At 35.0% G+C, this 25,496-nt stretch carries 21 protein-coding genes and 1 pseudogene; 18 read left to right on the top strand and 4 right to left on the bottom strand.

The annotated features are described in order from the left end of the window. The 5 genes from trmFO (at position 1) to M2098_RS05215 (ending at position 7,767) form a co-directional block, all read left to right on the top strand. Entirely contained in the window at positions 1 to 1,293 is a 1,293-nt protein-coding gene (trmFO, locus tag M2098_RS05235) for a methylenetetrahydrofolate--tRNA-(uracil(54)-C(5))-methyltransferase (FADH(2)-oxidizing) TrmFO (protein WP_280682171.1), read from the top strand. Further along, complete coding sequence (gene xerC, locus M2098_RS05230) at positions 1,290 to 2,195, top strand: tyrosine recombinase XerC (RefSeq protein ID WP_280682169.1); 906 nt, start codon at positions 1,290 to 1,292, stop codon at positions 2,193 to 2,195. Before trmFO ends, xerC begins: the two co-directional genes overlap by 4 nt. A gap of 183 nt (positions 2,196 to 2,378) precedes the next feature. Beyond that, a complete protein-coding gene (gene rpsB, locus M2098_RS05225) occupies positions 2,379 to 3,365 on the top strand; it encodes a 30S ribosomal protein S2 (protein ID WP_280682167.1) in 987 nt (328 codons plus the stop codon). A 29-nt stretch (positions 3,366 to 3,394) separates the two neighbouring features. Beyond that, a complete protein-coding gene (gene tsf, locus M2098_RS05220; RefSeq protein WP_134169198.1) occupies positions 3,395 to 4,282 on the top strand; it encodes a translation elongation factor Ts in 888 nt (295 codons plus the stop codon). A gap of 356 nt (positions 4,283 to 4,638) precedes the next feature. Then, positions 4,639 to 7,767, top strand: a complete 3,129-nt coding sequence (locus M2098_RS05215) for a vWA domain-containing protein (RefSeq protein ID WP_280682163.1) — start codon at positions 4,639 to 4,641, stop codon at positions 7,765 to 7,767. Positions 7,768 to 7,899: 132 nt separating this feature from the next. Here M2098_RS05215 and M2098_RS11565 read toward each other — a convergent pair whose 3' ends face one another. The 3 genes and pseudogenes from M2098_RS11565 to M2098_RS05205 form a co-directional block, all read right to left on the bottom strand. Then, on the bottom strand, positions 7,900 to 8,355 hold the full coding sequence (locus M2098_RS11565) for a NifB/NifX family molybdenum-iron cluster-binding protein (protein ID WP_348521567.1): 456 nt from the start codon (positions 8,353 to 8,355) through the stop codon (positions 7,900 to 7,902). A 21-nt stretch (positions 8,356 to 8,376) separates the two neighbouring features. Then, positions 8,377 to 9,162, bottom strand: a pseudogene (locus M2098_RS11560) (Mrp/NBP35 family ATP-binding protein); the annotation flags it as partial. After that, the gene (locus M2098_RS05205; protein WP_280682159.1) at positions 9,155 to 9,490 is read right to left on the bottom strand and encodes a DUF134 domain-containing protein; all 336 of its coding nucleotides are present in this window, start codon (positions 9,488 to 9,490) and stop codon (positions 9,155 to 9,157) included. The pseudogene M2098_RS11560 and the gene M2098_RS05205, both read right to left, overlap by 8 nt. A gap of 272 nt (positions 9,491 to 9,762) precedes the next feature. Here M2098_RS05205 and pyrH point away from each other — a divergent pair, with 272 nt between their 5' ends. The 8 genes from pyrH (at position 9,763) to M2098_RS05165 (ending at position 18,004) form a co-directional block, all read left to right on the top strand. Then, a complete protein-coding gene (gene pyrH, locus M2098_RS05200) occupies positions 9,763 to 10,476 on the top strand; it encodes a UMP kinase (protein WP_280682158.1) in 714 nt (237 codons plus the stop codon). Position 10,477: 1 nt separating this feature from the next. Next, on the top strand, positions 10,478 to 11,023 hold the full coding sequence (frr, locus tag M2098_RS05195) for a ribosome recycling factor (RefSeq protein WP_134169188.1): 546 nt from the start codon (positions 10,478 to 10,480) through the stop codon (positions 11,021 to 11,023). A 40-nt stretch (positions 11,024 to 11,063) separates the two neighbouring features. Beyond that, a complete protein-coding gene (locus tag M2098_RS05190; RefSeq protein ID WP_280682157.1) occupies positions 11,064 to 11,753 on the top strand; it encodes an isoprenyl transferase in 690 nt (229 codons plus the stop codon). 2 nt (positions 11,754 to 11,755) lie between these two features. Then, positions 11,756 to 12,526, top strand: a complete 771-nt coding sequence (locus tag M2098_RS05185; protein ID WP_280682156.1) for a phosphatidate cytidylyltransferase — start codon at positions 11,756 to 11,758, stop codon at positions 12,524 to 12,526. After that, the gene (gene dxr / locus M2098_RS05180; RefSeq protein WP_280682154.1) at positions 12,523 to 13,671 is read left to right on the top strand and encodes a 1-deoxy-D-xylulose-5-phosphate reductoisomerase; all 1,149 of its coding nucleotides are present in this window, start codon (positions 12,523 to 12,525) and stop codon (positions 13,669 to 13,671) included. The genes M2098_RS05185 and dxr overlap by 4 nt, the downstream gene beginning before the upstream one ends. Then, the gene (gene rseP / locus M2098_RS05175) at positions 13,672 to 14,733 is read left to right on the top strand and encodes an RIP metalloprotease RseP (protein WP_280682152.1); all 1,062 of its coding nucleotides are present in this window, start codon (positions 13,672 to 13,674) and stop codon (positions 14,731 to 14,733) included. A 100-nt stretch (positions 14,734 to 14,833) separates the two neighbouring features. Further along, complete coding sequence (locus tag M2098_RS05170) at positions 14,834 to 16,618, top strand: aminopeptidase P family protein (RefSeq protein WP_280682150.1); 1,785 nt, start codon at positions 14,834 to 14,836, stop codon at positions 16,616 to 16,618. A gap of 9 nt (positions 16,619 to 16,627) precedes the next feature. After that, positions 16,628 to 18,004: an aminopeptidase gene (locus M2098_RS05165; RefSeq protein ID WP_280682148.1), complete on the top strand. Its 1,377-nt coding sequence runs from the start codon at positions 16,628 to 16,630 to the stop codon at positions 18,002 to 18,004. A gap of 55 nt (positions 18,005 to 18,059) precedes the next feature. On the opposite strand, the gene M2098_RS05160 is transcribed toward M2098_RS05165, so the two are convergent. After that, entirely contained in the window at positions 18,060 to 18,710 is a 651-nt protein-coding gene (locus M2098_RS05160) for a hemolysin III family protein (protein WP_280682146.1), read from the bottom strand. Positions 18,711 to 18,967: 257 nt separating this feature from the next. Here M2098_RS05160 and M2098_RS05155 point away from each other — a divergent pair, with 257 nt between their 5' ends. Genes M2098_RS05155 through M2098_RS05135 form a run of 5 tightly spaced genes read left to right on the top strand, consistent with a single transcriptional unit; the run spans position 18,968 to position 25,477 of the window. Beyond that, positions 18,968 to 21,925 (top strand): chromosome segregation protein SMC, encoded by a 2,958-nt coding sequence (locus M2098_RS05155; RefSeq protein ID WP_280682144.1) that lies wholly within the window; start codon positions 18,968 to 18,970, stop codon positions 21,923 to 21,925. Continuing rightward, positions 21,925 to 23,043 carry a signal recognition particle-docking protein FtsY gene (gene ftsY, locus M2098_RS05150; protein WP_280682142.1) on the top strand — a complete coding sequence of 373 codons (1,119 nt, stop codon included), beginning with the start codon at positions 21,925 to 21,927 and terminating at the stop codon, positions 23,041 to 23,043. The genes M2098_RS05155 and ftsY overlap by 1 nt, the downstream gene beginning before the upstream one ends. Then, positions 23,036 to 23,362: a YlxM family DNA-binding protein gene (gene ylxM / locus M2098_RS05145; RefSeq protein ID WP_134169166.1), complete on the top strand. Its 327-nt coding sequence runs from the start codon at positions 23,036 to 23,038 to the stop codon at positions 23,360 to 23,362. Before ftsY ends, ylxM begins: the two co-directional genes overlap by 8 nt. Further along, the gene (locus M2098_RS05140; protein WP_280682139.1) at positions 23,355 to 24,548 is read left to right on the top strand and encodes an acetate kinase; all 1,194 of its coding nucleotides are present in this window, start codon (positions 23,355 to 23,357) and stop codon (positions 24,546 to 24,548) included. The genes ylxM and M2098_RS05140 overlap by 8 nt, the downstream gene beginning before the upstream one ends. Then, complete coding sequence (locus M2098_RS05135; protein ID WP_280682137.1) at positions 24,548 to 25,477, top strand: bifunctional oligoribonuclease/PAP phosphatase NrnA; 930 nt, start codon at positions 24,548 to 24,550, stop codon at positions 25,475 to 25,477. The genes M2098_RS05140 and M2098_RS05135 overlap by 1 nt, the downstream gene beginning before the upstream one ends. Positions 25,478 to 25,496: the final 19 nt, after the last annotated feature.

Genomic DNA, 25,496 nt, shown 5'->3' with positions numbered 1-25,496 from the left:
ATGAAAGAAGTAATCGTCATCGGTGCAGGTTTGGCCGGAAGTGAAGCAACTTGGCAACTCGTAAAACGAGGAATCAAAGTAAAACTTTACGAAATGCGACCAAAGAAAATGACTGCTGCACACCATACTAGTAATTTTGCCGAACTTGTATGTAGCAATTCATTACGTTCCAATGCACTTGAAAATGCTGTTGGGATTATGAAAGAAGAACTACGTATGTTAGATTCGCTAATCATTAGCAAAGCTGACGAGCACCAAGTACCTGCCGGTAGCGCACTAGCTGTAGACCGAGCAGGTTTTAGTGCTTCTGTCACAAAAGTTATCAAAGAACATCCATTAGTTGAAGTAATTGAAGAAGAACTTACAGAAATTCCTGAAGGTAATGTCATTGTGGCAACAGGACCACTAACAAGTGATGCGCTTTCTGAACATATTAAAGATTTGTTTGATCAAGAGTACTTGCATTTTTATGATGCAGCAGCTCCAATTATTGAAAAGGATAGTATTGACTTTACAAAGGCATACTACAAATCTAGATATGATAAAGGGGAAGCTGATTATATCAACTGTCCAATGAGTGAGGAAGAATTCACAAAGTTTTATCAAGAACTCATTCATGCAGAAGTAGTTGTACCAAAAGATTTTGAAGATGAGAAATACTTTGAAGGATGTATGCCATTTGAAGAAATTGCAAAACGTGGAGAAAAAACTTTACTTTTTGGACCGATGAAACCTGTTGGTTTAGAAAAAGATGAGAACCATAAACCATATGCGGTTGTTCAGTTACGTCAAGATGATGCAGCTGCAACCTTATACAACATTGTAGGATTTCAAACACATTTAAAATGGCCCGAACAAAAACGTATATTACAAATGATTCCAGGTTTAGAAAACTGTGAGATTGTTCGTTATGGCGTTATGCACCGTAATACATTTATGTGTGCACCGAAGTGTTTAAAACAAACGTACCAAAGTCAAATCAGAGATAACTTATTCTTTGCAGGTCAAATGTGTGGAGTCGAAGGATATGTAGAAAGTACAGCAAGTGGAGCGCTCGCTGGAATTAATATGGCACGTCTATTAGAAGAAAAAGAGCCAATTGTTTTACCACCGACGACTGCAATTGGTGCACAAGCATACTATATTACGCACACCAATCCAGCTTACTTTCAGCCAATGAATGCAAACTTTGGGATTATGCAATTGGAAAGTAAAGTGAAAAAACGCGAGCGTAAAGCAGCATATGCTAAGCAAGCGATTGAAGAGATGCAACGTATTGTTGAAACATTATGAATGAATACGTTGAACGTTTCTTAAACTACACCAAGCAAAGAAACTCTGGTAGTGAACATACGTATGAAGCATACAAACGAGATATTGATGATTTCATGCAATTTATGAATCAAGAAAGTCTGAATGGTTTTGAAGAAGTGGATCGCTTAGTTGTGAGTAACTATATTGTAGAGTTGCGAAATCGCACAAGTTTACAAGGACCACTTAAAAACAGCAGTATTGCTAGAAAACTGAGTTCCTTACGTTCGTTTTTTGCTTATTTAAATGAATATATTGGAATATCAAACAATCCATTTCATTATGTAAAGATGCCAAAAATTGATAAAAAGATTCCTGAGTTCTTATTTGAAGATGAACTAGATCAATTACTAGATGCAATGGATATACATGATGAAGTCGGTTTACGTAATCGTGCGATGTTTGAATTAATGTATGCTTGTGGCTTACGGGTCAGTGAAGCAGTAAATCTAAAAATTAGTGATATTGATTTTGCTGATCAAACACTAATTGTCACAGGTAAGGGTGATAAGCAGCGTATGGTTCCATTTTATGATCGAGTTGGAACACTAGTAGATACATATTTAAAAACAACAAGAGAGAGATGGACTCATGAAATGCATGGATATGTGTTTATCAATCAAAAAGGAAAACAACTTACAAGTCGTGGGATTCAATATATACTCAATCAATGTGTATTGCAAAGCGGTTTGAACATGCATGTTCATCCACATATGTTACGTCATAGTTTTGCGACACATTTACTAGATAATGGTGCAGATTTACGAATTGTACAAGAGTTGTTGGGTCATAGTTCACTAAGCACAACCCAGATTTATACACATATTAGTCAAGATAAATTAAAATCAACATATGAAAGCGCATTTCCACGTGCAAGAACGTAAATGCGTTTTTCTTAAACCCTATTGAATAAAGGTTTTGTTTGTGGTACAATACCAAAGCGTGTGAAGACACGACTACACACATCAAGAATTGGTTGATCCGTGCTCTAGCAGGAAGAATCCTAGCGACAATGAGTTATCAACTTTTGAATTGATGGAGGAGTAACGGAAAGAGAGGACTTATTTATGTCAATTGTTTCAATGAGACAACTATTAGAATCAGGTGTACACTTCGGACACCAAACAAGAAGATGGAACCCAAAAATGAAACCATATATTTATGGTTCAAGAAATGGTGTATACATCATTAACTTAGAAGAAACGGAAAAACAAATCGATACTGCTTACGCTGCAATGAAAGCAATCGCTGAAAAAGGTGGAAAAGTATTATTTGTTGGAACAAAAAAACAAGCACAAGGAACTATCGTTGAAGAAGCATTACGTTCAGGAAGTTTCTATGTAAACCAAAGATGGTTAGGTGGATTATTAACTAACTACCGTACAATCCAAAAACGTGTAAAACGTTTAATCGAAATTGAAGAAATGGAATCAACTGGATTAATCGATGTATACACGAAAAAAGAACAAGCACAATTCCGTAAACAAAAAGCTCGTTTAGAAAACTTCTTAGGTGGAATTAAAGAAATGAAAAAACTTCCAGATGCAGTTTTTGTTGTTGATCCAAAAGAAGAACACAACGCAATCGCGGAAGCAAAGAAATTAGGAATTCCTGTATTTGCAATGATCGACACAAACTGTGACCCAGAAGAAGTTGATTACCCAATCGCATCAAATGATGATGCAATGCGTGCAATTAAATTAATCGTCACATTGATGGCTGATGCAATCGTTGAAGCTAAAGGTGGATTATTATCAGTTGCTCACTCATGTGCAAATGATACTGAACCAGATGTAACTATGAAAGACGTTATTATTAACGTTGAAGAACAAATCGCTGAAAACGAACGTCGTCGTCGCGCTAAATACGAAGAACGTCGTGCTCGTTTTGCTAACAAACGTGATGGACGCGATAACCGTGGACCAAGAAAACCATACCAAGGACGTCGTGATGACAACCGTGGAGCTCAAGGTGGAAACAGACCAGCTTACAACAACAATAAGCCAGCTGAAACAACAACAGCTCCAAAAACAGAAGAAAAAAAAGAAGCATAATTACATAACGTAAAGAAAGGAGACTTACTATGACAATTACTGCTGCAATGGTAAAAGAACTTAGAGAAAGAACAGGCGCAGGGATGATGGACTGTAAAAAAGCCCTTCAAGAAACTGACGGTGATATGGATAAAGCAGCTGAATGGCTTCGTGAAAAAGGTATTGCTAAAGCTGCAAAAAAATCAGGAAGAATTGCTGCTGAAGGATTAACTCGTGTTGCAACTGATGGAAACATCGCTGTAATCTTCGAAGTTAACTCAGAAACAGACTTCGTTGCGAAAAACGAACAATTCACTGAATTATTAGATAAAATTCAAGGAATTTTATTATCAAACAAACCAAGCGATATGGACAGTGCATTAGCATTAGTTACTGAAGGTGATACACTTGAAACTACAATCGCTAACGCAACAGCAACAATCGGTGAAAGAATTTCACTTCGTCGTTTTGAAGTAGTTGAAAAAACTGCTGATGACGTATTTGGAGCTTACATGCACATGGGTGGAAAAATTTCTGCTTTAACTGTGCTTAAAGGTGGAAATGATGAAGTTGCTAAAGACATCGCAATGCAAGTTGCATCAATGTCTCCACAATACATTTCTCGTGACCACATGCCACAAGAATTTATTGACAAAGAAAGACAAATTCAAACGGAAATCTTAAACAATGATGAAAGTTTAAAATCAAAACCAGAAAACGTTCTTAAAGGAATCGTTGAAGGTCGTTTATCTAAATCATTACAAGATGTAAGTTTAATTGACCAAATTTACTTCAAAGATCCTAACCAAAAAGTTGCCCAATACTTAAAGAGCAACAACGCTGAAGTTGTAACATTCGTACGTTACGCTGTAGGTGAAGGAATCGAAAAAAGAGAAGAAAATTTCGCTGAAGAAGTAATGAACCAAATCAATAAATAATTTAAAATGAAAGCTACTTCGGTAGCTTTTTGTTTACTACCTACACTATAAAACACAATTTTTATAAATAAGAATTAATTATAAATTTAAAAATAAAAATCTTTACATTACATAAATGTAGTATTAAAATATAATTGTGACAATTAAGAGTTTTATGTGTGTTGTGTTAATATAAGGTTTAATTTGTTTGTAAACGAGGCCGATATAAGTGTGTTTGTATGCATGTTTTTTTGTGCATGTTTGTATAATATCGCTTTGGATACTTAATCCTTTTATAATGCAGCTCATACAAATCTTTGATTTATATGAGTTTTTTCTTATATAAATATTGTTGTTGTGTTTATAAGGAGGAAAGTATGAAAAAAACAAAATTAAGCATAAGGAAAATCACACTAAGCATATTAACGTTTGCATTAGTTCTTGGTGCCATCTTTATGGGAGACTTGCAGTCAGTAAAGGCGGAAACGAACTTGCCAGATGCATATGAATTGAAAAATGCAAAACAGGAAGCAAGTAATGATGAAGTTAAACTGACTAAAACGGTTGAACAAGCAGTAGATGAAAATGGAAAAGAGATTGAAGGACAATATGATATCACTTTTGGTACTACTGGAAAATCAAAGACTATCAAAACAAAAGAAAGACTAAATATCGTATTTTTATTAGATGATAGTAATAGTATGTACAATATTAATTATTGGGGAACAATTACTGGTAAGAAGGATCTTTTGGTAGAATCAGAAAAAATGATCAAAACAATTTCTGATGACTTACTAAAAGAATTTGGTAAAACTAGTTCAAGTGACACGGAACATCCAGGCGTATCATTTAAAGTAATAACTTTTGCAGAAAATGTAAGTTCGAAGGCTTGGCGTCATGATTCACCAGTATATAAAACTGGAAAAAACCCATATGATGATACTACAAATAAAGGAAATGTAGGTAGTGCAACTTTTATACAAAAAGCACTAAGAAAAGCCAATACGGAGTTAGATGATTTAGCAAAAACAGATTCATCAAAAAAAGGAAAAGAAATCATCTTTTTATTAAGTGATGGAGAACCTACGTTTTCCTATAAAGATAACTCATCGAATACTGTAGTTGGTAATGGAAAAGTTACATCAAGTACAAACAATAAAAATACAATTAATCAAGCAACTGCAATTAAAGAAAGCGGTAAGACTATTTTTACAGTTGGTGCGAGTATTGATGTAGATGTTCTAAAACAAATTGCTTCTTACAAAAGTGGAAGCTCAACAGAAAAGTATTACTACACATGTGCAGATGCACAGGCAGTTAAGAATGCATCACAAGCCGTAGCTGAGGCAATGAAAGAAGAGTACTACAATGGTCAAGGAACTATTACTGATACACTTCCTGAATGGATGGAATATGTAACATCAGATGTAACAGATATTCAAGTACAAGATAATGTAATTAAATTTCCATTAAATGTAGATGGTAAAAATACAACGGAAGGAACGATACGAGTAAAAATTAAAGATATTGACAATAATGGTAGTTACTTACAAGATGGTTGGTATAAAACGAACCTTACAGAGAATAATGGAGTAAATTATACATATGGTGATAAAACAATAAACATTACTGGATCAACAGAGTTTTATTGGGAAAATACATATGGATATCAATTTAATTTCTTCAAAATTGATGAAGCTACAAAAGCAAAAGGTGAAGAAATTCTTTCAACGGATTTAAACCAATACAAAACTGGTAAGAATCCACAAGCATTAAATTCTTCAACACCTACAAAAACAATCAATTTGGATAGTACTAATCGTAGTGTAAGTATTGATAATACAACTACAAAGGATTCAATTCCTGCAGAAATTACTGTTGATGGAGTTACTTATGAATTCGTTAGATTTGGAGCAAATACTGCTACATTAACAAATGCAAGAGCAACTAGTGGTAATTATGTAAGTATTGAACCAGTTGGTATTGATGTTATTTATCAAGAGAAAATTGTAGAACAAGATTTTAAAGTAGAATACTATTTAGATGATCAAAGTTCCCCAATGAAAACTCTTTCTTCAAGTGAGATTCTTGGAACAAATTCAAAAGTAGAAGTTGGAAAAACTTATTCGATTGAGAATCTTACATACAACAATGTAAATATTCAAAATGCATTCTTAAATGGAGTGAGTGGATCATCAGATCGTCAATTTTATATGTTGGATACAGCGAAATCACCGATTCTTAGCTTAGAAATAAAAAGAAATGCAGATGATAATGTTTATAAAATCTACTATAAGTCGTTGCCAAATAACGGAATGGCTACAATTCAATTCGTACATTACGAACAAGAAGTTGGGTCAACAGATAAAAATAGTATCGATTCACATCCAGTTGAGGTATATCATGGTTCAGAGTTTGTAGATGCAAGTCATCTAACTCGTGCTTTTGATGACAAAAAACATATTGCAAATCTAACGGATGTTGAAGATTCGAGCGGTGTTTTGAAAAATGGATTCACTGTAGAAGCTGGAAAAACATATACTGTAACTATCACGCACAAATACAAACCAGCAACTGTAAAAGTGAATGCTACCTTTGTTGGTGGGCCTAGAAACCAAACTGAAGTGTTAATGGATTCTGCTACTGGATATGTTTCTTACTTATCACTAACAGACACAACTGATGGTGGAGAGTTAGATAAGAAGTTTACAGATGAAGGATATGTATTACAATCAACTTCTTCAACAACAGTAACACCTACAACAGATGTTCCAGATCAAGTAATCAACCGTGTTTATGTATACAAGAAAACAGCATATCGAGTTGAGTACTATTTTGAAAATGAAGCAGGAGATTTTGTTGTTAACAATGATTGGACAACAGTTTTCCCAATTACGGAACATGGAACTGATGTCTTCTACTCAATTAGTGATGCGCAACAAAAACTTGTTGATAATAACTTAGATTCAATTTATGAATTAGCTTCAGATCAACCAAGTAAACAATACGTGTTAAAAGTTACTGAGGATGTGCAAACGAATGTAATTAAAGTGAAATATGCATTATCAGAAGTTGAAGCTGAAACAACAAGTTATACAGTTCACTTCTGGGAAGATGTTATTGGTTCAAGTACAGATGCAGATAACTATATTGGAAGTTATACTTCTGAATCATTGTATGTTGATGGAGATGTAATTCAATTAAGCGATATTGATGTAAAATACTTCTTAAGTAAAGATGCAACATATATGTATCAAGCAGCTGATAAACAATCACTAACAATTAGTATTGAAAAAACAGATGATAACGTATTTAACGTAGTATATGTTAAACGTGCACCTTCAGTTGCGCCAGAAGAACCAAAACAAGACAATAAAAAAGAAGAAGTAAAAGTTCTTCCATCAATTGCGACAGGTGATACTACAAATGCATTGGCATACTTATCACTACTTCTATTAGCAACTGGTGTCTTTGTAATTACAAAGAGAACTAGAAAAGTAAAATAACATATAGTTTTAGTAAAATACGAGAAACAGAAGGGAAGTAAGCAACTTCCCTTTTTATGTGTATCGATTGACTAATTTATAAATATAAAAACAAGCCGAGTTAAGGCTTGTTAGTTATTTACATTATGTTTGTTAATGGTTTGAGCAGTTTCCACTACATTGGTGGTCATGATCATGATGATGATCATGGTCGTGGTGATCACAAGTTGCATCACTTGAAAGTTGCACATTACCAGCTATGTAGTTAGCAATTGCTTGTTCACAACTACCGCTAAATCCAGTGTATACAGTAATTCCAGCAGCTTCATTAGCATCTTTAGCTCCATTACCCATACCTCCACATAAAAGTGTAGTCACATCATATTCTAAAAGAACATTAACAAGTTCGTGATGTCCTGCACTACCTGCAGAAATGATGCGTTGGTTTGTGATTTCATTATCTACTACTGTGTAGATTTTAAACTCTTTTGTTTTTCCAAAATGTTGGAAAACTTGTCCTTTATCATAAGGGATAGCAACAACTTCGTTTATTGTTTTGGCTGTATCTTCTGTATTTGTAGTATGTAAACTTTCTACGGTTTTTAGCATTTCTACAATTGGTTGAATTTGTGGAATATCAAGATCTTCAATTAATCCTTTATCTACTTGTTGAGCAATACTTGGATCCATTGGTAAACGAGCAATACAATCAACATTAAAGCGCTCTGCAATCTCATCAAGGTGACTATCACCAAAAATGTGATGCTCTTTATTGCATGAATCACAAATAAAGTAACTCATATTCTCTACGATACCCAGTACAGGAATTTGCATCATATTTGCCATGTTTACAGCTTTTTCTACAATCATCGAAACAAGTTCTTGCGGACTGGTTACAATAATGATTCCATCTACTGGTAAAGATTGGAATACAGTAAGTGGAACATCTCCAGTTCCTGGAGGCATATCTACAAACATGTAATCTACATCACCCCATTGCACTTCTTGCCAAAATTGTTTGATCATTCCAGCGATAACAGGGCCTCTCCATACAACGGGATCACTTTCGTTTTGCAGCAACATATTCGTAGAGAATAGTTTTACTCCAGTACTTGATGTTGCAGGAAACATCCCGCTATCATTTCCATATGCTTTATCTTTGATTCCAAATGCTTTAGGAATGGATGGACCCGTAATATCACCATCAAGTATTGCACTAAGATATCCTTGCTTTTGCATGTTTGCGGCAAGTAGGGAAGTAACAAGTGATTTTCCTACACCACCTTTTCCACTAACAATCCCAATGACTTTTTTGATGTTTGAATTTTTGTTTGGTTCTTCTAAAAAACTTTGTGGTTGTGTTCTATCGTTGCAGTTTTCACTGCATGAACCACAATCGTTATTACAATTACTCATGATGAGTTCCTCCTTTTTTACAACAATGACGACGTTTGTGTACTTTTGGGCATGGTTCTTGATGGTCAACAATACGTAATGCAGTTGATTCAACCAGGCAAATCGCAATGGTTTTTCTTGCACGTTGATACATCGCTTGAACAGACGCTCGAGATAGTCCCATTTGCAGTGCACATGCTTCTTGGTTTAATCCCTCATAGTCAATTAGTCGAATAACTTCATATTCATCTAAAGGTAATAATGTGACATGCTCGTGTTGAAGATCTGGTTTAAAATCCATACAACGAGGCTTATTACAAATGTTTCGTCTCTTTTTTGGTCTGGGCATACAAATCTCCTCATTATTGTTTTTTTTACAAAGAAAAGTATATGCTCATTTCTGGCATATGTCAAAAACTATTTGCAAATCATGAAGTGTATGTGAATAGATAAAAACATGAAGTAGCAATTCTTTTTTTACACGAATTTAGGAAAGTGAGCTACTTGATACGAATGGATTATTTTCGGTAGTTATTTGTTTTTTCCTGTGGAAGTGGTCTAGTAAATCATGTATAATGAATGAGAGTCTACGGAGACTGTATATAAAGGAAGGTATTATAGATGTATAATCGAGTTCTATTAAAACTAAGTGGAGAAGCATTATCTGGTAATGGAAATGCTTTTGACCCAAACATCCTTGCACAACTTGCTGAAGAATTGAAGGAAGTTCACGAACAAGGTGTTGATTTAGCAATCGTTGTAGGTGGAGGTAACTTCATTCGTGGTAAACTTGTTGAACAATTAGGTATTGATCGTGTACAAGGTGACTACATGGGAATGCTAGGGACTGTTATAAATGCACTTGCTGTGCAAAATGCTTTGGAACAAATTGGAGTACCAACACGTGTTCAAACTGCAATTGAGATGCAAAAAATTGCAGAACCATTTATTGTAAGAAGAGCCATTCGTCACTTAGAAAAAGGACGTATTGTCATCTTTGGAGCTGGAACAGGTTCACCATACTTCTCAACAGATACAACTGCAGCCTTACGTGCAAGTGAAATTAAAGCAGATGTAATCTTGATGGCAAAAAATGGTGTAGATGGTGTATACGATAGCGACCCAAAAAAGAATCCAGATGCTAGAAAATATGATCACTTATCATACATGGATTTATTAAATCAAGGATTGCAAGTTATGGATACAACTGCAACAAGTATGTGTATGGATAACGATATTGACTTAATCGTATTTAATATGAACGAAAGAGGAAATATATTAAAAGCAATTAAAGGAAATACAATTGGAACTGTAATTAGTAAAGGAGATAAATAAAATGCAAGCAATTTTAGATAATGCAAAAGAAAAAATGGAACGTGCAATGGATGCACTTCACAACAATTTAGTAGAAATTCGTACAGGTAGAGCAAACCCTGCGATGTTGGATCGTGTAGAAGTAGATTACTATGGATCACCAACACCAGTAAACCAAATGGCAAGTATTCAAGTAGTTGAAGGTCGTCAATTATTAATTAAACCATACGACAAAAGTTTAGTTAAAGATATGCTTCAAGCAATTAATGCATGTGATCTTGGATATCCAGTACAAAATGATGGAGATGTATTACGTATTAACATTCCACCATTAACTGAAGATACTCGTAAAGCTTTAGGAAAAGATGCTGCAAAAGTTGGAGAAGAAAGCAAAATTGTAATCCGTAACATTCGTCGTGATGCGAACGATGCTGCAAAAAAAGCTTCTGAACTTACAGAAGATATGAAAAAAGATGCACAAGATCGTATTCAAAAACTTACGGATGAATACGTGAAAAAAATTGATGAAACTGTCAAAACAAAAGTCGATGAAATTATGTCAATTTAATTAACCCACGTAAGTGGGTTTTACTTTATGGAGGCTAACTATGGTAAAACACGTAGCAATGATCATGGATGGAAATGGTCGATGGGCAAAAGCAAAAGGTTTTGAGCGAACAAAAGGACATAAAGCTGGTGCTGAAACGATTCGTACCATAGCTTTAGAAGCAAATCGTTTAGGTATTGAGGTACTTACGTTATATGCGTTTAGTACAGAGAACTGGAAACGTCCACCAAAAGAAGTAGAATATTTATGTAAACTACCGAAAATGTTTTTTAATAAATATATTAGAGAGTTGAATGAAAAGAATATTAAGGTTATGCATATTGGAGAACTGGAACGATTTCCTAGTGATACAGTAAAAGTAATCTTAGAAGCTGAAAAGCAAACAAAAGATAATACGGGACTGAAGTTGGTCATTGCGATTAACTATGGTTCACGTCGTGAAATTACACTTGCTGCACAAGCGTATGCAAAAGATGTTATAGATGGAAAACAACCATTAGATATTGATGAAGATACATTTGGCTCTTACATGATGACAAATGGACTTCCTGAAATTGATTTACTTGTGCGCACAAGTGGAGAAAAACGTTTATCTAATTTCTTGATGTGGCAACTTGCGTATGCAGAATTTGTTTTTGTTGATTACGCTTGGCCTGAATTAGATGAGGCACGTTTTGCAAATATCATTGAAGAATTCAATCAACGCAATCGTCGTTTTGGAGGTGTGTAAGAATGGTAAAACGTATCATTACCGCACTAGTGATTATCGCTTGTGTCATCCCGCCGTTACTATATGGTGGAATATTACTTAAGATATTAGTTGGATTGATTGTTTTGGTATCAAGTTTTGAACTTGTATCATTACTACCAAACCGTAAATCCTTAAGTACAGCACTACTAACTATTCTATTTTTATTGAATGGATGTTTGGTTATCATTCCAGAAAAATACTCATTCTTTGTTTTTGCTGTGCTAATTTTTGCATTACTATCAACACCGTTATTTCGCAAACGTGTTCTTACTGAAGATGTCTTTTTCTTGATTGCCATTTCGACAATTACATTTATTCTAGGAAAAGTATTCTTCTATATTTATAGTGCAAGTCACTTATACATTTGGTATATTTTACTAGCGACCTATGGTTGTGATACAGGTGCTTACTTTATTGGAAGTATCTTTGGAAAAACCAAACTGTTACCAGAGATTTCACCAAAGAAAACAGTGGAAGGTGCTGTTGGTGGTTGGGCAACAGGGGCATTACTATCTGCCTTATTTGCGATTTTTGTGATTAAGGATATGCCACTGATTTTATTAATTATTGGATCTTTATGGTTGCCAATAGTTAGTCAACTTGGTGATTTATCATTTTCGAATATTAAACGTGACTACAATATTAAAGATTTTTCAAATATCTTTCCAGGACATGGTGGATTTTTGGACCGTATCGATTCATTAATCTTTACATTAGTGGCATTTGCAGTAGTAATGGTGATTGTATTATGAAAAAAATCATCTTACTTGGGGCAAGTGGATCCATTGGTATGCAAACCATTGATGTAGTACTTGGACATCCTGAAGAATATGAAATTGTCGCGATGTCTATTGGACGCAATATGAATGCATTAAAAAAGATTATTCAACTGTATCCAAAATGTCAAAACTATAGTGTTCTTCAACAAGAAGATGCAAAAATGATGCAAGAAATTTATCCGGAACTATCATTTACTTGTGAAGATGAAGGACTACTATCTTTACTTGATATACAAGCAGATGTGGTCGTAAATGCCCTTGTTGGATTTGCTGGTTTAAAACCAAGTTTAAAGACGATTGAAAAAGGCATGGTTTTAGCACTAGCCAATAAAGAAAGTCTAGTAACTGGTGGGCCACTAGTTAAAGCAGCACTAAAAAAATACAATGGAACAATGTTGCCAATTGATAGTGAACACTCTGCAATTTTTCAATGTTTACAAGGCAATAAGCGTAGCGAAATTAAGCGCTTGATTGTAAGTGCTAGTGGTGGAAGTTTTCGTGATAAAACACGCGAGGAACTCGTTTGTGTAACTGTCAAAGATGCTTTGAATCATCCAAATTGGTCGATGGGAAAACGTATTACAATTGATAGTGCAACAATGATGAATAAGGGGTTTGAAGTGATTGAAGCATATTACCTGTTCGATGTTGATTTTGATCAAATTGATGTCATTATCAATAAGGAAAGTATTGTACACTCACTTGTTGAGTATGTAGATCACTCCGTGATTGCACAACTAGGAACAGCGGATATGCGAATTCCAATTCAATATGCACTTAGTTATCCAGATCGTTTATCTTTAAAACAAAGCGAACCGCTTGATTTAGTGAAAGTAGGAATGTTACACTTTCAAGCGATGGATTTTCATCGCTTCCCATTACTTGAACTAGCCTATAAAGCAGGACGACGTGGTGGAAATAGTGGCGCAATCCTAAATGCTGCAGATGAAGTTGCAGTACAGTTATTTTTAGAAGAAAAAATCTCATTCTTACAAATTGAAGAATGTATTACAAAAGCCTATGAACAAATACAGTTTATTGAAAATCCTACATATGAGGATTTACTAGCGACTGATTTACAAACACGTGCTTTTGTAAGTGAACTTGGAGGGAATTAAATGGATACGATTATAGCCATTTTAAGTTTTGTAATTTTATTAAGTGTGATTGTTTTTGTTCACGAATTAGGACATTTTCTTACAGCCAAAGCGTTTGGTGTATACTGTGGGGAATTCTCGATTGGGATGGGACCTGTTCTGTTTAAAAAACAAGTAGGGGAAACACAATATTCCATTCGTGCTCTACCAATTGGTGGGTTTGTGTCAATGGCTGGAGAAGCTGACGATACAAAAGCGGATGAAAACGTTCCATTTGAAAGAACGATTAATGGGATAAAAACCTACCAACAAGTAATTGTTATGCTAGCTGGAATTATTATGAATGTAATTTTAGCTTGGGTCGTATTTGTTGGTATTAATATGGCAGTCGGACAACGTGTAGAAGCACAACCTGCCATTATCAACGAAGTTGTCAGCGATAGTATTGCTAGTCAAGCTGGCTTTGAAGTTGGTGATAAAGTCACAAGAATTGAAGATACAGAAAACAATGTCTATGATATTACAACTGCCAGTGAAATGGTGAGTGTTGTAAATACATTTGAAGGTGAATTAACGTTTACAGTAGAACGCGATGGAAAAACGTTGCAATTGTCAGCTACACCAATTCTTGATACAGAAAGTGATTCCAAACGCATTGGTGTTGCTTTTGCGCCTGGAAAGGTAATTAAAATTTCACCAATGGATGCAATTGGTTATGGTACACAAGATCTAAAAGAAGCAAGTACAGCTGTATTTGATGGGCTTGCAAACTTATTGCATGGAAAAAACCTTACGCAATTAAGCGGACCTGTAGGTATCTTTAAAATTAGTGCACAAGCGGCACAATCAGGAATCCTAGTATTCTTACGTTTACTTGCTTTATTCTCAGTAAATATCGGGATTATGAATGCACTACCAATTCCTGCACTTGATGGAGGACGTGTAATTATAGTTCTTGCAGAACGACTATTTGGTCGTAAGTTAAATGAGAAGGTAATGAACGGTTTAATCCTTGGAGGATTTGCAGTTTTAGTTGGATTGATGTTGTTTGCAACATACAATGATATCTTACGAATGTTCTAGGAGTGTGTAACCACATTCCTTTTTTTACTGAATTGAGTCATAGGGCTACAAATAAAGGTAAAATAGGAGTACAATAGTAGAGTTAGAGGCGGTGAATTTAATGATTAATGAAAGAATTCGCGCATTGCGTGAAAAAATGAAGGAACATAATATCGATTATTATTACATTCCTACCAATGATTACCACAACAGTGAATATGTAGGTGCACATTTTCAAGAACGCTACTACATGAGTGGTTTTAGTGGGTCTATGGGGACGATGATCGTCGGTAAAGAAAAAAGTTATTTATGGGCAGATGGACGTTACTACGTGCAAGCTGAACAAGAAATTAAAGGAAGTGAAATTATCTTCAAACGCTTAGGTAGTGATGGCGTGGAAACACCCTTACAATTTTTAAGTATGAACACACCTGAAAAGGGAGTTATCGGTTTTGATGGAAAAACTGCGGCTGCCTTTGAAGGGTTAATGATGGAACGCATTGTTAACAACAAGGGGGGTAGTTTAGTTAGTGGATATGATTTAGTTGGTCAAATTTGGCAAGATCGTCCTGCACTTCCAACAGCAAAAGCATTTATCTTGAATGAAAGCTATAGTGGTGAAAGTACACAAAGTAAGTTAGAAAGAATTCGTAAGGTGATGAAACAACATGAAGCAAATGTACATGTTGTCAATTCATTAGATGATATTGCATGGATTTTAAATATTCGTGGAGCTGATATTCCAGCAACACCAGTTGTTTTAAGTTACTTAATGATTGAACAGGCAGAATGTCGCTATTATGTTGATGAAGCTAAATTGAGTGATGAATTGAAAGCATACTTTATTAAAAACAATATTACTGTGCATCCGTATGATGCAATTTACGAAGATGTAACATATGTAAAACAAACAGTTTTGATGGATCCAGAAATTATGAATTATGCATTATATAATGCGATTAAGAAAAGTACGACAACAGTTGAAATGGCAAATCCATCGATTTTGATGAAAGCCTTAAAAAATGAAACAGAAATAGAAAATTTACGAATTGCACACATTAAAGATGGTGTTGCAATGACCAAATTCATGTATTGGTTAAAAACAAATATTGGAAAAATCGAGATGGATGAAGTTTCTGTTGCAGATACGTTACTAACTTTTAGAGAGCAACAAGAACAGTTTATCGAAGTTAGTTTTGATACTATATCAGCATATAATGCAAATGCTGCGATGATGCACTATCACGCACAAAAAGAGACATGTGCTACATTGCAACCTGAAGGGTTATTGCTCGTTGATTCTGGTGGTCAATATATGAATGGGACAACAGATATTACACGTACATTTGCATTAGGTGAAGTACATCCTGTTTGGAAAACACACTTTACACAAACACTAATGGGAATGGCACAACTTGCACGCCAAAAATTCTTAAGTGGATGTACAGGAATCAACTTAGATATTCTTGCACGTCAATACTTGTGGAACAGCAATATTGATTATCGTTCTGGAACTGGACATGGAGTAGGGTTTTTATTAGGTGTCCATGAAGGTCCACATGGAATCCGTTGGCGTAAAGCGATGAACCGTAAGGAAGATACACCGTTGATGGAAGGTATGGTTGTCACTGATGAACCTGGTGTATATGAAGAAGGAAGTCATGGAATTCGTATTGAAAATGAATTGATTGTGAAAAGGGATATTGTAAATGAATATGGACAATTTTTAGCATTTGAAACTATTACATTTGTACCGATTGATTTAGATGCCATTGATTTTGAAACACTTGATGAAGCAACACGAATTTGGTTAAATGAATACCATAAAGAAGTTTATGCAAAAATTCATCTATATCTAAATGATGAAGAAGTTGCATGGCTAAAAGAATATACAAAAGAAATATAGGAGATATTTATGTACAAGAAAAATGCATGGGAAAAATATGATGGAAATTTCAAAGAGATTTTTGATTTCAATGATGGATATAAAACATTCATCTCAAACAATAAGACAGAACGTCTTTGTGTAGCAGATGCTGTTGCAATGGCAAAAGCTGCAGGATACCAAGATTTAGAGACTTTAATTGCAAAACAAACACCATTGAAAGCGGGTGATAAAGTTTTTGCAACAAATAAAGATAAAAATATTTATTTATTTGTTATGGGTGAAAAACCACTAGATGCTGGAATGCGTATATTAGGAGCGCATATTGATTCACCACGTTTAGACTTAAAACAAAATCCATTATATGAAGCAAATGACTTTGCTTTACTTGATACACACTACTACGGTGGTGTAAAAAAATACCAATGGGTTACATTACCACTAGCAATTCACGGTGTTGTAATGAAAAAAGATGGAACACGCATTGATGTAAGTATCGGTGATGATGATAATGATCCAGTTGTTGGTATTGGTGATTTGCTTATCCACCTAGCTGGTGAGCAACTACAAAAACAAGCAAGCGTTGTAATTGAAGGTGAAAACTTAGATGTTACAGTGGGAAGTATTCCTGTAAAAGGGGAAGAAAAAGATGCTGTAAAGAAAAACATTTTAGCATTACTTAACGAAAAATATGGAATGGAAGAAGAAGACTTCATCTCAGCTGAACTTGAAGTAGTTCCTGCAGGTAAAGCAAGAGACTATGGCCTTGATCGTTCTATGGTGATGGGATATGGACATGATGACCGTGTATGTGCATATACTTCTTTAAAAGCGATTTTAGATAGTGAAGTTAACACGTATACTGCTTGTTGTACACTTGTTGATAAAGAAGAGGTAGGTAGTATTGGAGCAACAGGAGCACAATCAAAATTCTTTGAAAATATCGTTGCTGAAATGTGTGCGCTTCAAGGAATTGACACAAACTTAGGTATGCGTCGTGCATTCACAAATTCAAAAATGTTATCTAGTGATGTAAGTGCCGGTTTTGATCCATTGTTTGCTTCTGTAAATGAACCAAAAAACTCTGCATACCTTGGAAACGGTGTGGTATTCAACAAATACACAGGAGCACGCGGGAAAAGTGGATGTAATGATGCAAGTGCAGAATATATTGCAGAATTACGTCAAGCGATGGATGCAAATGATATAAACTTCCAAACAGCTGAACTTGGAAAAGTCGACCAAGGTGGTGGGGGAACAATCGCCTACATTCTTGGAAACTACAACATGGAAGTAATTGACTGTGGAGTCCCTGTATTAAATATGCATGCGCCTTGGGAAGTTGTTTCTAAAGTTGATGTATATGAAGCATATAAAGCATACAAAGTTTTCTTAAAAAATCTATAAGATAGAAAAACGCACAAGTCAGTAATGATATGACCTGTGCGTTATTTTTTTTGTTTTACATATAAAAGACGATAGCGATGATATGTGCAATCGATGCAAGTCCAATAAATACATGCCATATAGCATGTGCATATGCATATTTTCTTGAATAGAAGTATGCACCAACAGAGTACAGAACGCCGCCAATCACAATCCATAATAGGAATGTTGTATTTGCTGCTTCCAAAAGAACGGGAAGAAATAAAATCACACTCCAACCCATCACTAAATAAATAGCTAAGGATAAACGAGGTAAACTTTTAGGGGAAAGACTTTTATATAAGATTCCAATAAGGACCATCGTCCATTGAATGATGAGAATTAATATTCCTTGCCAACCTTGAATAACACATAAGGCTACTGGTGTATAACTTCCAGCAATTGCTAGATAAATGCAAATATGATCCAATACACGAAATACCACTTTATGTGGACTATTAAATGCCATCGTATGATATAAGGTGGAAGATAGAAACATCAAGAACAAACATATCATAAATACACTAACACCAACTGCGCGTGTTAAACCACCTAGTTGATAAGAATGAATTGCCCCAAATGGGATAAAACAAAGCATCAAAAATGCCATGATACCGTGTGAAGTTGCATTGAATACTTCTTCACCAAAACTAAGTTTTAGCATATCTTTTAATCCGTTTTTTGCCATAGTGGATAACCTCCTTCGTATAGTTTTTTATTGTAAGGTGTTTTAATTAAAAGGTCAATGATTTTTCTTTGATATTCAAAGTAAATGTGAAAAATGTATGTAATTGAGCAGAAAATCAAGTGAAGAAATTCACAAAATAAAGAAGATGTAATAAATCATAAAATAACCAATAGAATTCACGAAAAAAAGCCGTTTTTTATCTCCGGATATACTATGGGTTATGCTATAATAATAAACAGTGAAGTGGGAGGATTTCTATGTTTCTTAAAAGAATTGAGTTACAAGGCTTTAAGTCATTTGCAGATAAAACCATCATTGACTTTGAAGATGAAGTAACCGGAATCGTAGGTCCTAACGGTTGTGGTAAGAGTAATGTAAATGATGCCATACGTTGGGTACTTGGGGAACAAAGTGCCAAATCATTAAGAGGGCAGAGCATGAGCGATGTCATTTTTAGTGGTTCTGAAGGTAGAAAAGCTGTAAATATGGCGGAAGTAACCTTGGTATTTGACAACAGTAAAAAGCATTTTGATATTGAATTTGATGAAGTAAGCATCACACGTCGTTTATTTAGAAATAGTGGTGAAGCTGAATATATGATAAACAACACACCATGTCGTTTAAAAGATGTAACAAACATGGTTATGGATAGCGGACTTGGGCGCGATTCATTATCGGTAATTTCACAAGGTAACATTCATGAAATTGTGGATGTAAAACCAGAAGAAAGAAGACCGTTATTTGAAGAAGCAGCAGGAGTTGCTAAATACAAGAAACGTAAACACGAAAGTTTAAATAAACTAAATCGCACGCAAGAAAACTTATTACGTGTAGAAGATATTGTTGGTGAACTAGAAACGCGTGTAAATCCATTAAAACGTCAAGCAAAAAAAGCAGAACGTTATTTGCAAATGAAACAAGAACTCGAAACTATCGAGGTTAGTGTTATTGTGGACGAAGTACAACAATATACAAAGAAAATTGAGGATTTAAAAAATAAAGCTTTTGATTATGAAAGTCAAAAGGCGATTGCAGAAACAACAATTCAAGTAGAAGATCAAAAAAATCAAAGTGATCGTGAAGAAATTTCAAGTTTAGATAGAGAAACACATAAACTACAATCAGAATTCGTGGAAGTAGTTAACGAGATTTCAGCACTGGATTCAAGAAAAACAGAATTGGATGAAAAACGTAAATATGCACTTGATTCACAAGATGCAAAAGCACGTGCTATCGAATTGAAAAGTATGCTTGAAGAAGCAAAATATGAATACGAAGATAGAGATCAACGGGTTTCTTCCTTACAAACAGATATTGAACTTGCAAGTAAGAACTACGATCAAGTCGAATCAAATTTCTCTAAATTAGCTGAGGAAAATAGTCATCTAACACAGATGATTAACCGACTTTCAAATCGTAAAGATGTATTGACCAACTTATTGAAATCTCCATTTAACCACCAACAAGGGGTAAAAACGATCATCGATCAAAAAGATAGTTTCTATGGAATTCATGGAGTTGTATCACAATTGTTGCAGCCACAAGAAGGCTATGAAGAAGCTGTATCCAGTGCTCTAGGTGGTGCATTATTCCATATTGTGAGTGAAGATGAAGACAGTGCTCGTAATGCGATTTCCTTTTTGAAGAAAAATCGTAGTGGACGTGCTACGTTCTTACCTACAAGCGTATTAAAACCTCGTGGGGTAAACACAGATGATTTAATTGTTGCGGATCATGCAACTGGATATTTAGGTGTTGCAAGTGATTTAGTTGCATATGATGATAAGTTTGAAATCTTAGCATCTTCATTATTAGGAAATGTACTTGTCACTGAGAAGTTGGTTCAAGCAAATGAACTTGCTCGTTTATTAAAATTCCGTTACAAAATTGTGACGATGGATGGAGAAGTTGTGCATAAAGGTGGTTCGATGACTGGTGGTAAGGTAAAAAATGATTACTCACCATTAACCATCAAAAAAGAGCTAAGTACTGTAGAACAGCAACTACAAGAACATAGTGATAAAAGTGCGGATGTGAAAGTAAAACTTAATGAACTACAGCATCACTTAGAATCATTAAAAGATAAAAAAGTGGAATTACAGATGTCACTAGCAAGATTGCAACCTGTTCTTGATGTAAAGAAAAGTAAATATGAAAAGTTACTTGATGAATTCAAAGAACTTGATGTTGAATTTGATGATGTGGAATTAGATAGTACAAATGACAATGACATTGTTGTACAAATGTCAAAAGCACACTCGAAGAAAGATGAAATTGAAGCGAGTTTAAATAACAAGCGTGAACGTCGTTACACATTAGGTAAAAATGTTGAGAAACGTGATGCGCGAATTCGCGACATTCGTCGTGACTTATCTGTGCTTGAAAAAGTTAACCATGAAGCTGAAATGGATATGGTAAAAACGGAAACGCATTTGGAAAATGTATTACAACGTTTATCAAGTATTTACCAAATGACATATGAGCATGCAGTTACAATTAAACAAGACCAAGAAGACTTAAACAAAGCAAGAGAAGATGTATTACGTTTACGTCAAGAAATTGCAAAACTTGGAAATGTAAACTTAGATGCACCTGCTGAATATGAAGAAGTACGGGAACGTTATGAACTTCTTGTCTCACAAAAAGAAGAACTAGAACTTGCAAAAGCAAAAATTCTAGAAGCAATTGATGAGATGGATGAAGTTATGAGTAAACAATTCATGGAAATGTTTGAAAAAATCAATTCGGAATTACATGAAACATTTAGAGCAATGTTTGGTGGTGGAAAAGCAAGATTGTATTTAACTGACCCAGATAATGTTCTAGAAAGTGGAATTGAAATTGAAGTACAACCTCCAGGAAAGAAAGTTGACAACATGCGAGCACTTTCAGGGGGAGAAAAAGCATTACTTGCCATGTCTGTATTATTTGCGATTCTACGTGCAAGAACGATACCATTATGTATCTTTGATGAGGTAGAAGCGGCACTTGACCAAGCAAATGTAGAGCGATTTGCACGATATGTTTCAAATTATCGTGGTGATTCACAATTTATTATTGTTACACACCGTCCTGGAACGATGGCACAATGTGATCAATTGTATGGAGTAACCATGCAAAAAGATGGAGTAAGTAAATTCTTGAAAGTTCGCTTAAAAGATGCGATGGGATATGTTCAAGAAGATAGTATGAACCAAGAAGGAGTTGTTGCTTAATGGGATTTTTAGATAAACTGAGAAAGAAATTCACAAATGAACAACCAGATGTAGAAGACATTGAAACAGATGAAACTGAACCTGTTGAAGATACAACTACAGCTGATAAAGAAGTAATTGAACAAGAAGTTGTTCAAACACAAAGTGAAGAACAACAAGAGTCAGTTGTTCCTGAAATTGTTCAAAGTGATCGCAGTGATGCCAATCGTTATCTTAGTGGGTTAAGTAAAACAAAGGTATCCTTTACACAAAAACTTAAAAACTTAGCAAGAGGATTTAAAGGTGTAGATAGTGATTTCTTAGAAGAGTTGATGATTGTACTACTTGAAGCAGATTTAGGTATTGATACTGCTGAAAAACTGATTAAACAAGTAGAAAAACGCTCTGATAAAGAAAAAGCAACGACAATGAAAGAAGTGAATGATATATTGTTTGAAGAAATGCAAACCTTATACAATTCATTTGAAGATGCACCATTTATTGAAAATGCTGATGGTCCAACTGTAATTTTGATGGTTGGAGTAAATGGAAGTGGAAAAACCACAACAACAGCTAAACTGGCAAATATGTTTAAAGAAGATGGTAAATCAGTTATGGTAACAGCAGCTGATACCTTCCGTGCTGGTGCTGTTGACCAGTTAAAACGTTGGGCTGACCGTATTGGTGTGGATTGTGTAGAAGGTAGAGCACAAGCAGATCCAGCAAGTGTTATCGTTGATGGAGCGCGTTTTGCCAAAGAACACAACAATGATATTATGATTGCAGATACAGCAGGTCGACTTCAAAATAAAGTAAACTTGATGAATGAATTGAAGAAAATCCATAAGGTGATTGATAAAGAAATTCCAGGACAACCAGCAGCAGTTTGGTTAGTTATTGATGCAACAACTGGTCAAAATGGAATTAGCCAAGCAAAAGAGTTTATGGGAGCAACCAATGTAACCGGAGTTATTCTAACAAAGTTAGATGGAAGTGCGAAAGGTGGTATTGTACTTGCAATACGTAACATGCTTGGACTACCAGTGAAATATGTTGGACTTGGAGAGGGTGTAGATGATCTTCGCCCATTTGATATCGATACATTCTTATACGGTATTATGGGAGATATTGATGCGTAAGTCATTTGATGACATAAATACCTATTTGGATTTTTATGAAGATTTATTAACAGATAAACAAAGAGAGATTATGAATGAGTATTATCGTGAGGATTATTCACTAGCTGAGATTGCTGAAAATCGGGGGATTTCTCGTAGTGCAGTAAGCGATAATATCAAACGGGTTACGAAGATTCTTGAGGATTATGAAAAGAAACTTCATTTATTAAAGAAATTCCAGGTTCGCCAAACCTTATACGAAAAGTTGGCTGACGAGCATGCGAATATAAAAGAAATACAAAAGAAATTGAAAGAAAGTGAGATTGAGAATTATGAGTAAGATTATTGCAGTAAACGCAGGGAGTTCTTCATTAAAATTTCAACTTTATGAAATGCCAAGTGAAGAAGTACTAACAAGCGGAATTGTAGAACGTATCGGATTTGATGATGCGATTTTTACAATCAAAGTAAACGGAGAAAAAGTAAATACAGTACAACCAGTTAAGGATCACACGGTTGCAGTAAACTTATTGTTAGCGGCTTTGATTGACCACAAAATCATTGGAAGTTTTGAAGAAATCGTAGCAGCAGGACACCGTGTAGTACATGGTGGGGAATACTTTGACAAATCTGTGTTAGTTGATGACAGTGTTGTTGAAAAAGTAGATCAATTATCAGAATTAGCACCACTACATAATCCTGGAGCACTTGTTGGATACCGTGCATTTGCGAAAAGTTTAGATCACGCAAAACACGTGTTTGTATTTGATACAGCATTCCACCAAACAATGAGTCCAGACCACTTTATTTATGCGCTTCCTTACGAATGGTACACAGACTATAAAGTACGTAAATATGGAATGCACGGAACAAGTCACTTATATGTAAGTCAACGTTGTATTGAATTGCTTGAAAAACCAGCAGAAGATACAAAAATCATTACATTACACTTGGGTGGTGGATGTTCAATCACTGCAGTTGATGGTGGTAAATCAGTAAATACATCTATGGGATTTACACCACTTGCAGGAGTTATGATGGGAACTCGTTGTGGAGATATTGACCCAGCAATTCCTTTATACATGCAAGAAAAACTTGGTGTAAGTGCTGGTGAAATGGATACAATCTTAAATAAAAAATCAGGAATGTTAGGAGTTTCAGGAATTTCTAGTGATTCACGTGATATTGAAGCAGCAGTTGCTAAAGGTGATGAAAGAGCCATCATTACGGAAAAAATCTTCACAAACCGTATTGTGGAAACCGTAGGTTCATACTACATGCAAATGGGTGGATGTGATGCAATTGTCTTTACAGCTGGAGTTGGAGAAAACTCAAAAGACACACGCCAAGCAATCATGAATGCACTTGAACCAACATTAGGAACAATTTGTGATGATGCAGCAAATGATGTTCGTGCGAAAGAAACATTATTAACTACTGCAGATGCAAAAACAAAAGTGTACTTAATTCCAACAAATGAAGAAGTTGTAATTGCTCGTGATACTTACGAATTAACTGAAAAATAATGTTAGATATATTAAACGAAGTTAAAGATTTTGAAATCATCACGATTTATCGCCATACAGGTGCTGATGCAGATGCACTAGGTAGCCAGTTTGGGATGAAGTATTTCTTAGAATCCAATTGCCCAGATAAAAAGATTTATGCTTTAGGTGATGATGTAGGAAGTGCAGCAGATATGTTTCCAGCACGCGATCAATTAGATGATGCATCTATTGCAAAGTCTTGTGCAATCATCCTTGATACAGGAAATACGGAACGTATTGATGACCAACGTTATAAAATGGCAAAGAAAGTGATTAAAATTGATCACCATATCGAAGTTGATGCATATGGAGATGTTTCATATGTTGATACGAAAGCAGCAGCAGCATGTGAAATACTTGCACTTATGTTTGAAAATAGTAAAAAAGTAGTATCAACTGCTTGTGCTAGAGCTTTATATATTGGTCTACTTGCTGATTCGATCAATTTTACAACAACCTCTACAACGGCAAGAACTTTACAAGCAGCAGCATATTTAGTGTCTTGTGGTTTAGATGTAAATAAAATTAGTCAAGAACGTATGGGAATGTCAGAAAATGACTTCTTCTACATCAATGAGATTCGTTCCAGTGTCACAGTTGATAGACATGTTGCATATGCGATTATGGATGCAAGTACATATGAAAAATATGGCTTGGATTATAATCTAGCAAAAGAAAAAGTATTTGCGATGGCAAATGTAAAAGAATTTGAAATCTATTGTTTATTTACAGAAGATAAAAGTTATGGTGAAGGTTACTACAATGGTTCATTACGTAGTAAAAATGTTGCCATTAATGAAATTGCCAATGCCTATGGTGGGGGTGGACATGCTAACGCCTGCGGTGTAAAAAAACTAACAAAAGAAGATATTTCGCGTCTAGTGAATGATCTAGCAAATCTTCTATAATATGAATACCCTACAACAT

Origin of the sequence: Breznakia sp. PFB1-19 (genome assembly GCF_029893935.1) — a bacterium.
Classification (GTDB): Bacteria; Bacillota_I; Bacilli_A; order Erysipelotrichales; family Erysipelotrichaceae; genus Breznakia; species Breznakia blatticola.
This window is presented reverse-complemented; position numbering and strand designations above follow the sequence as displayed.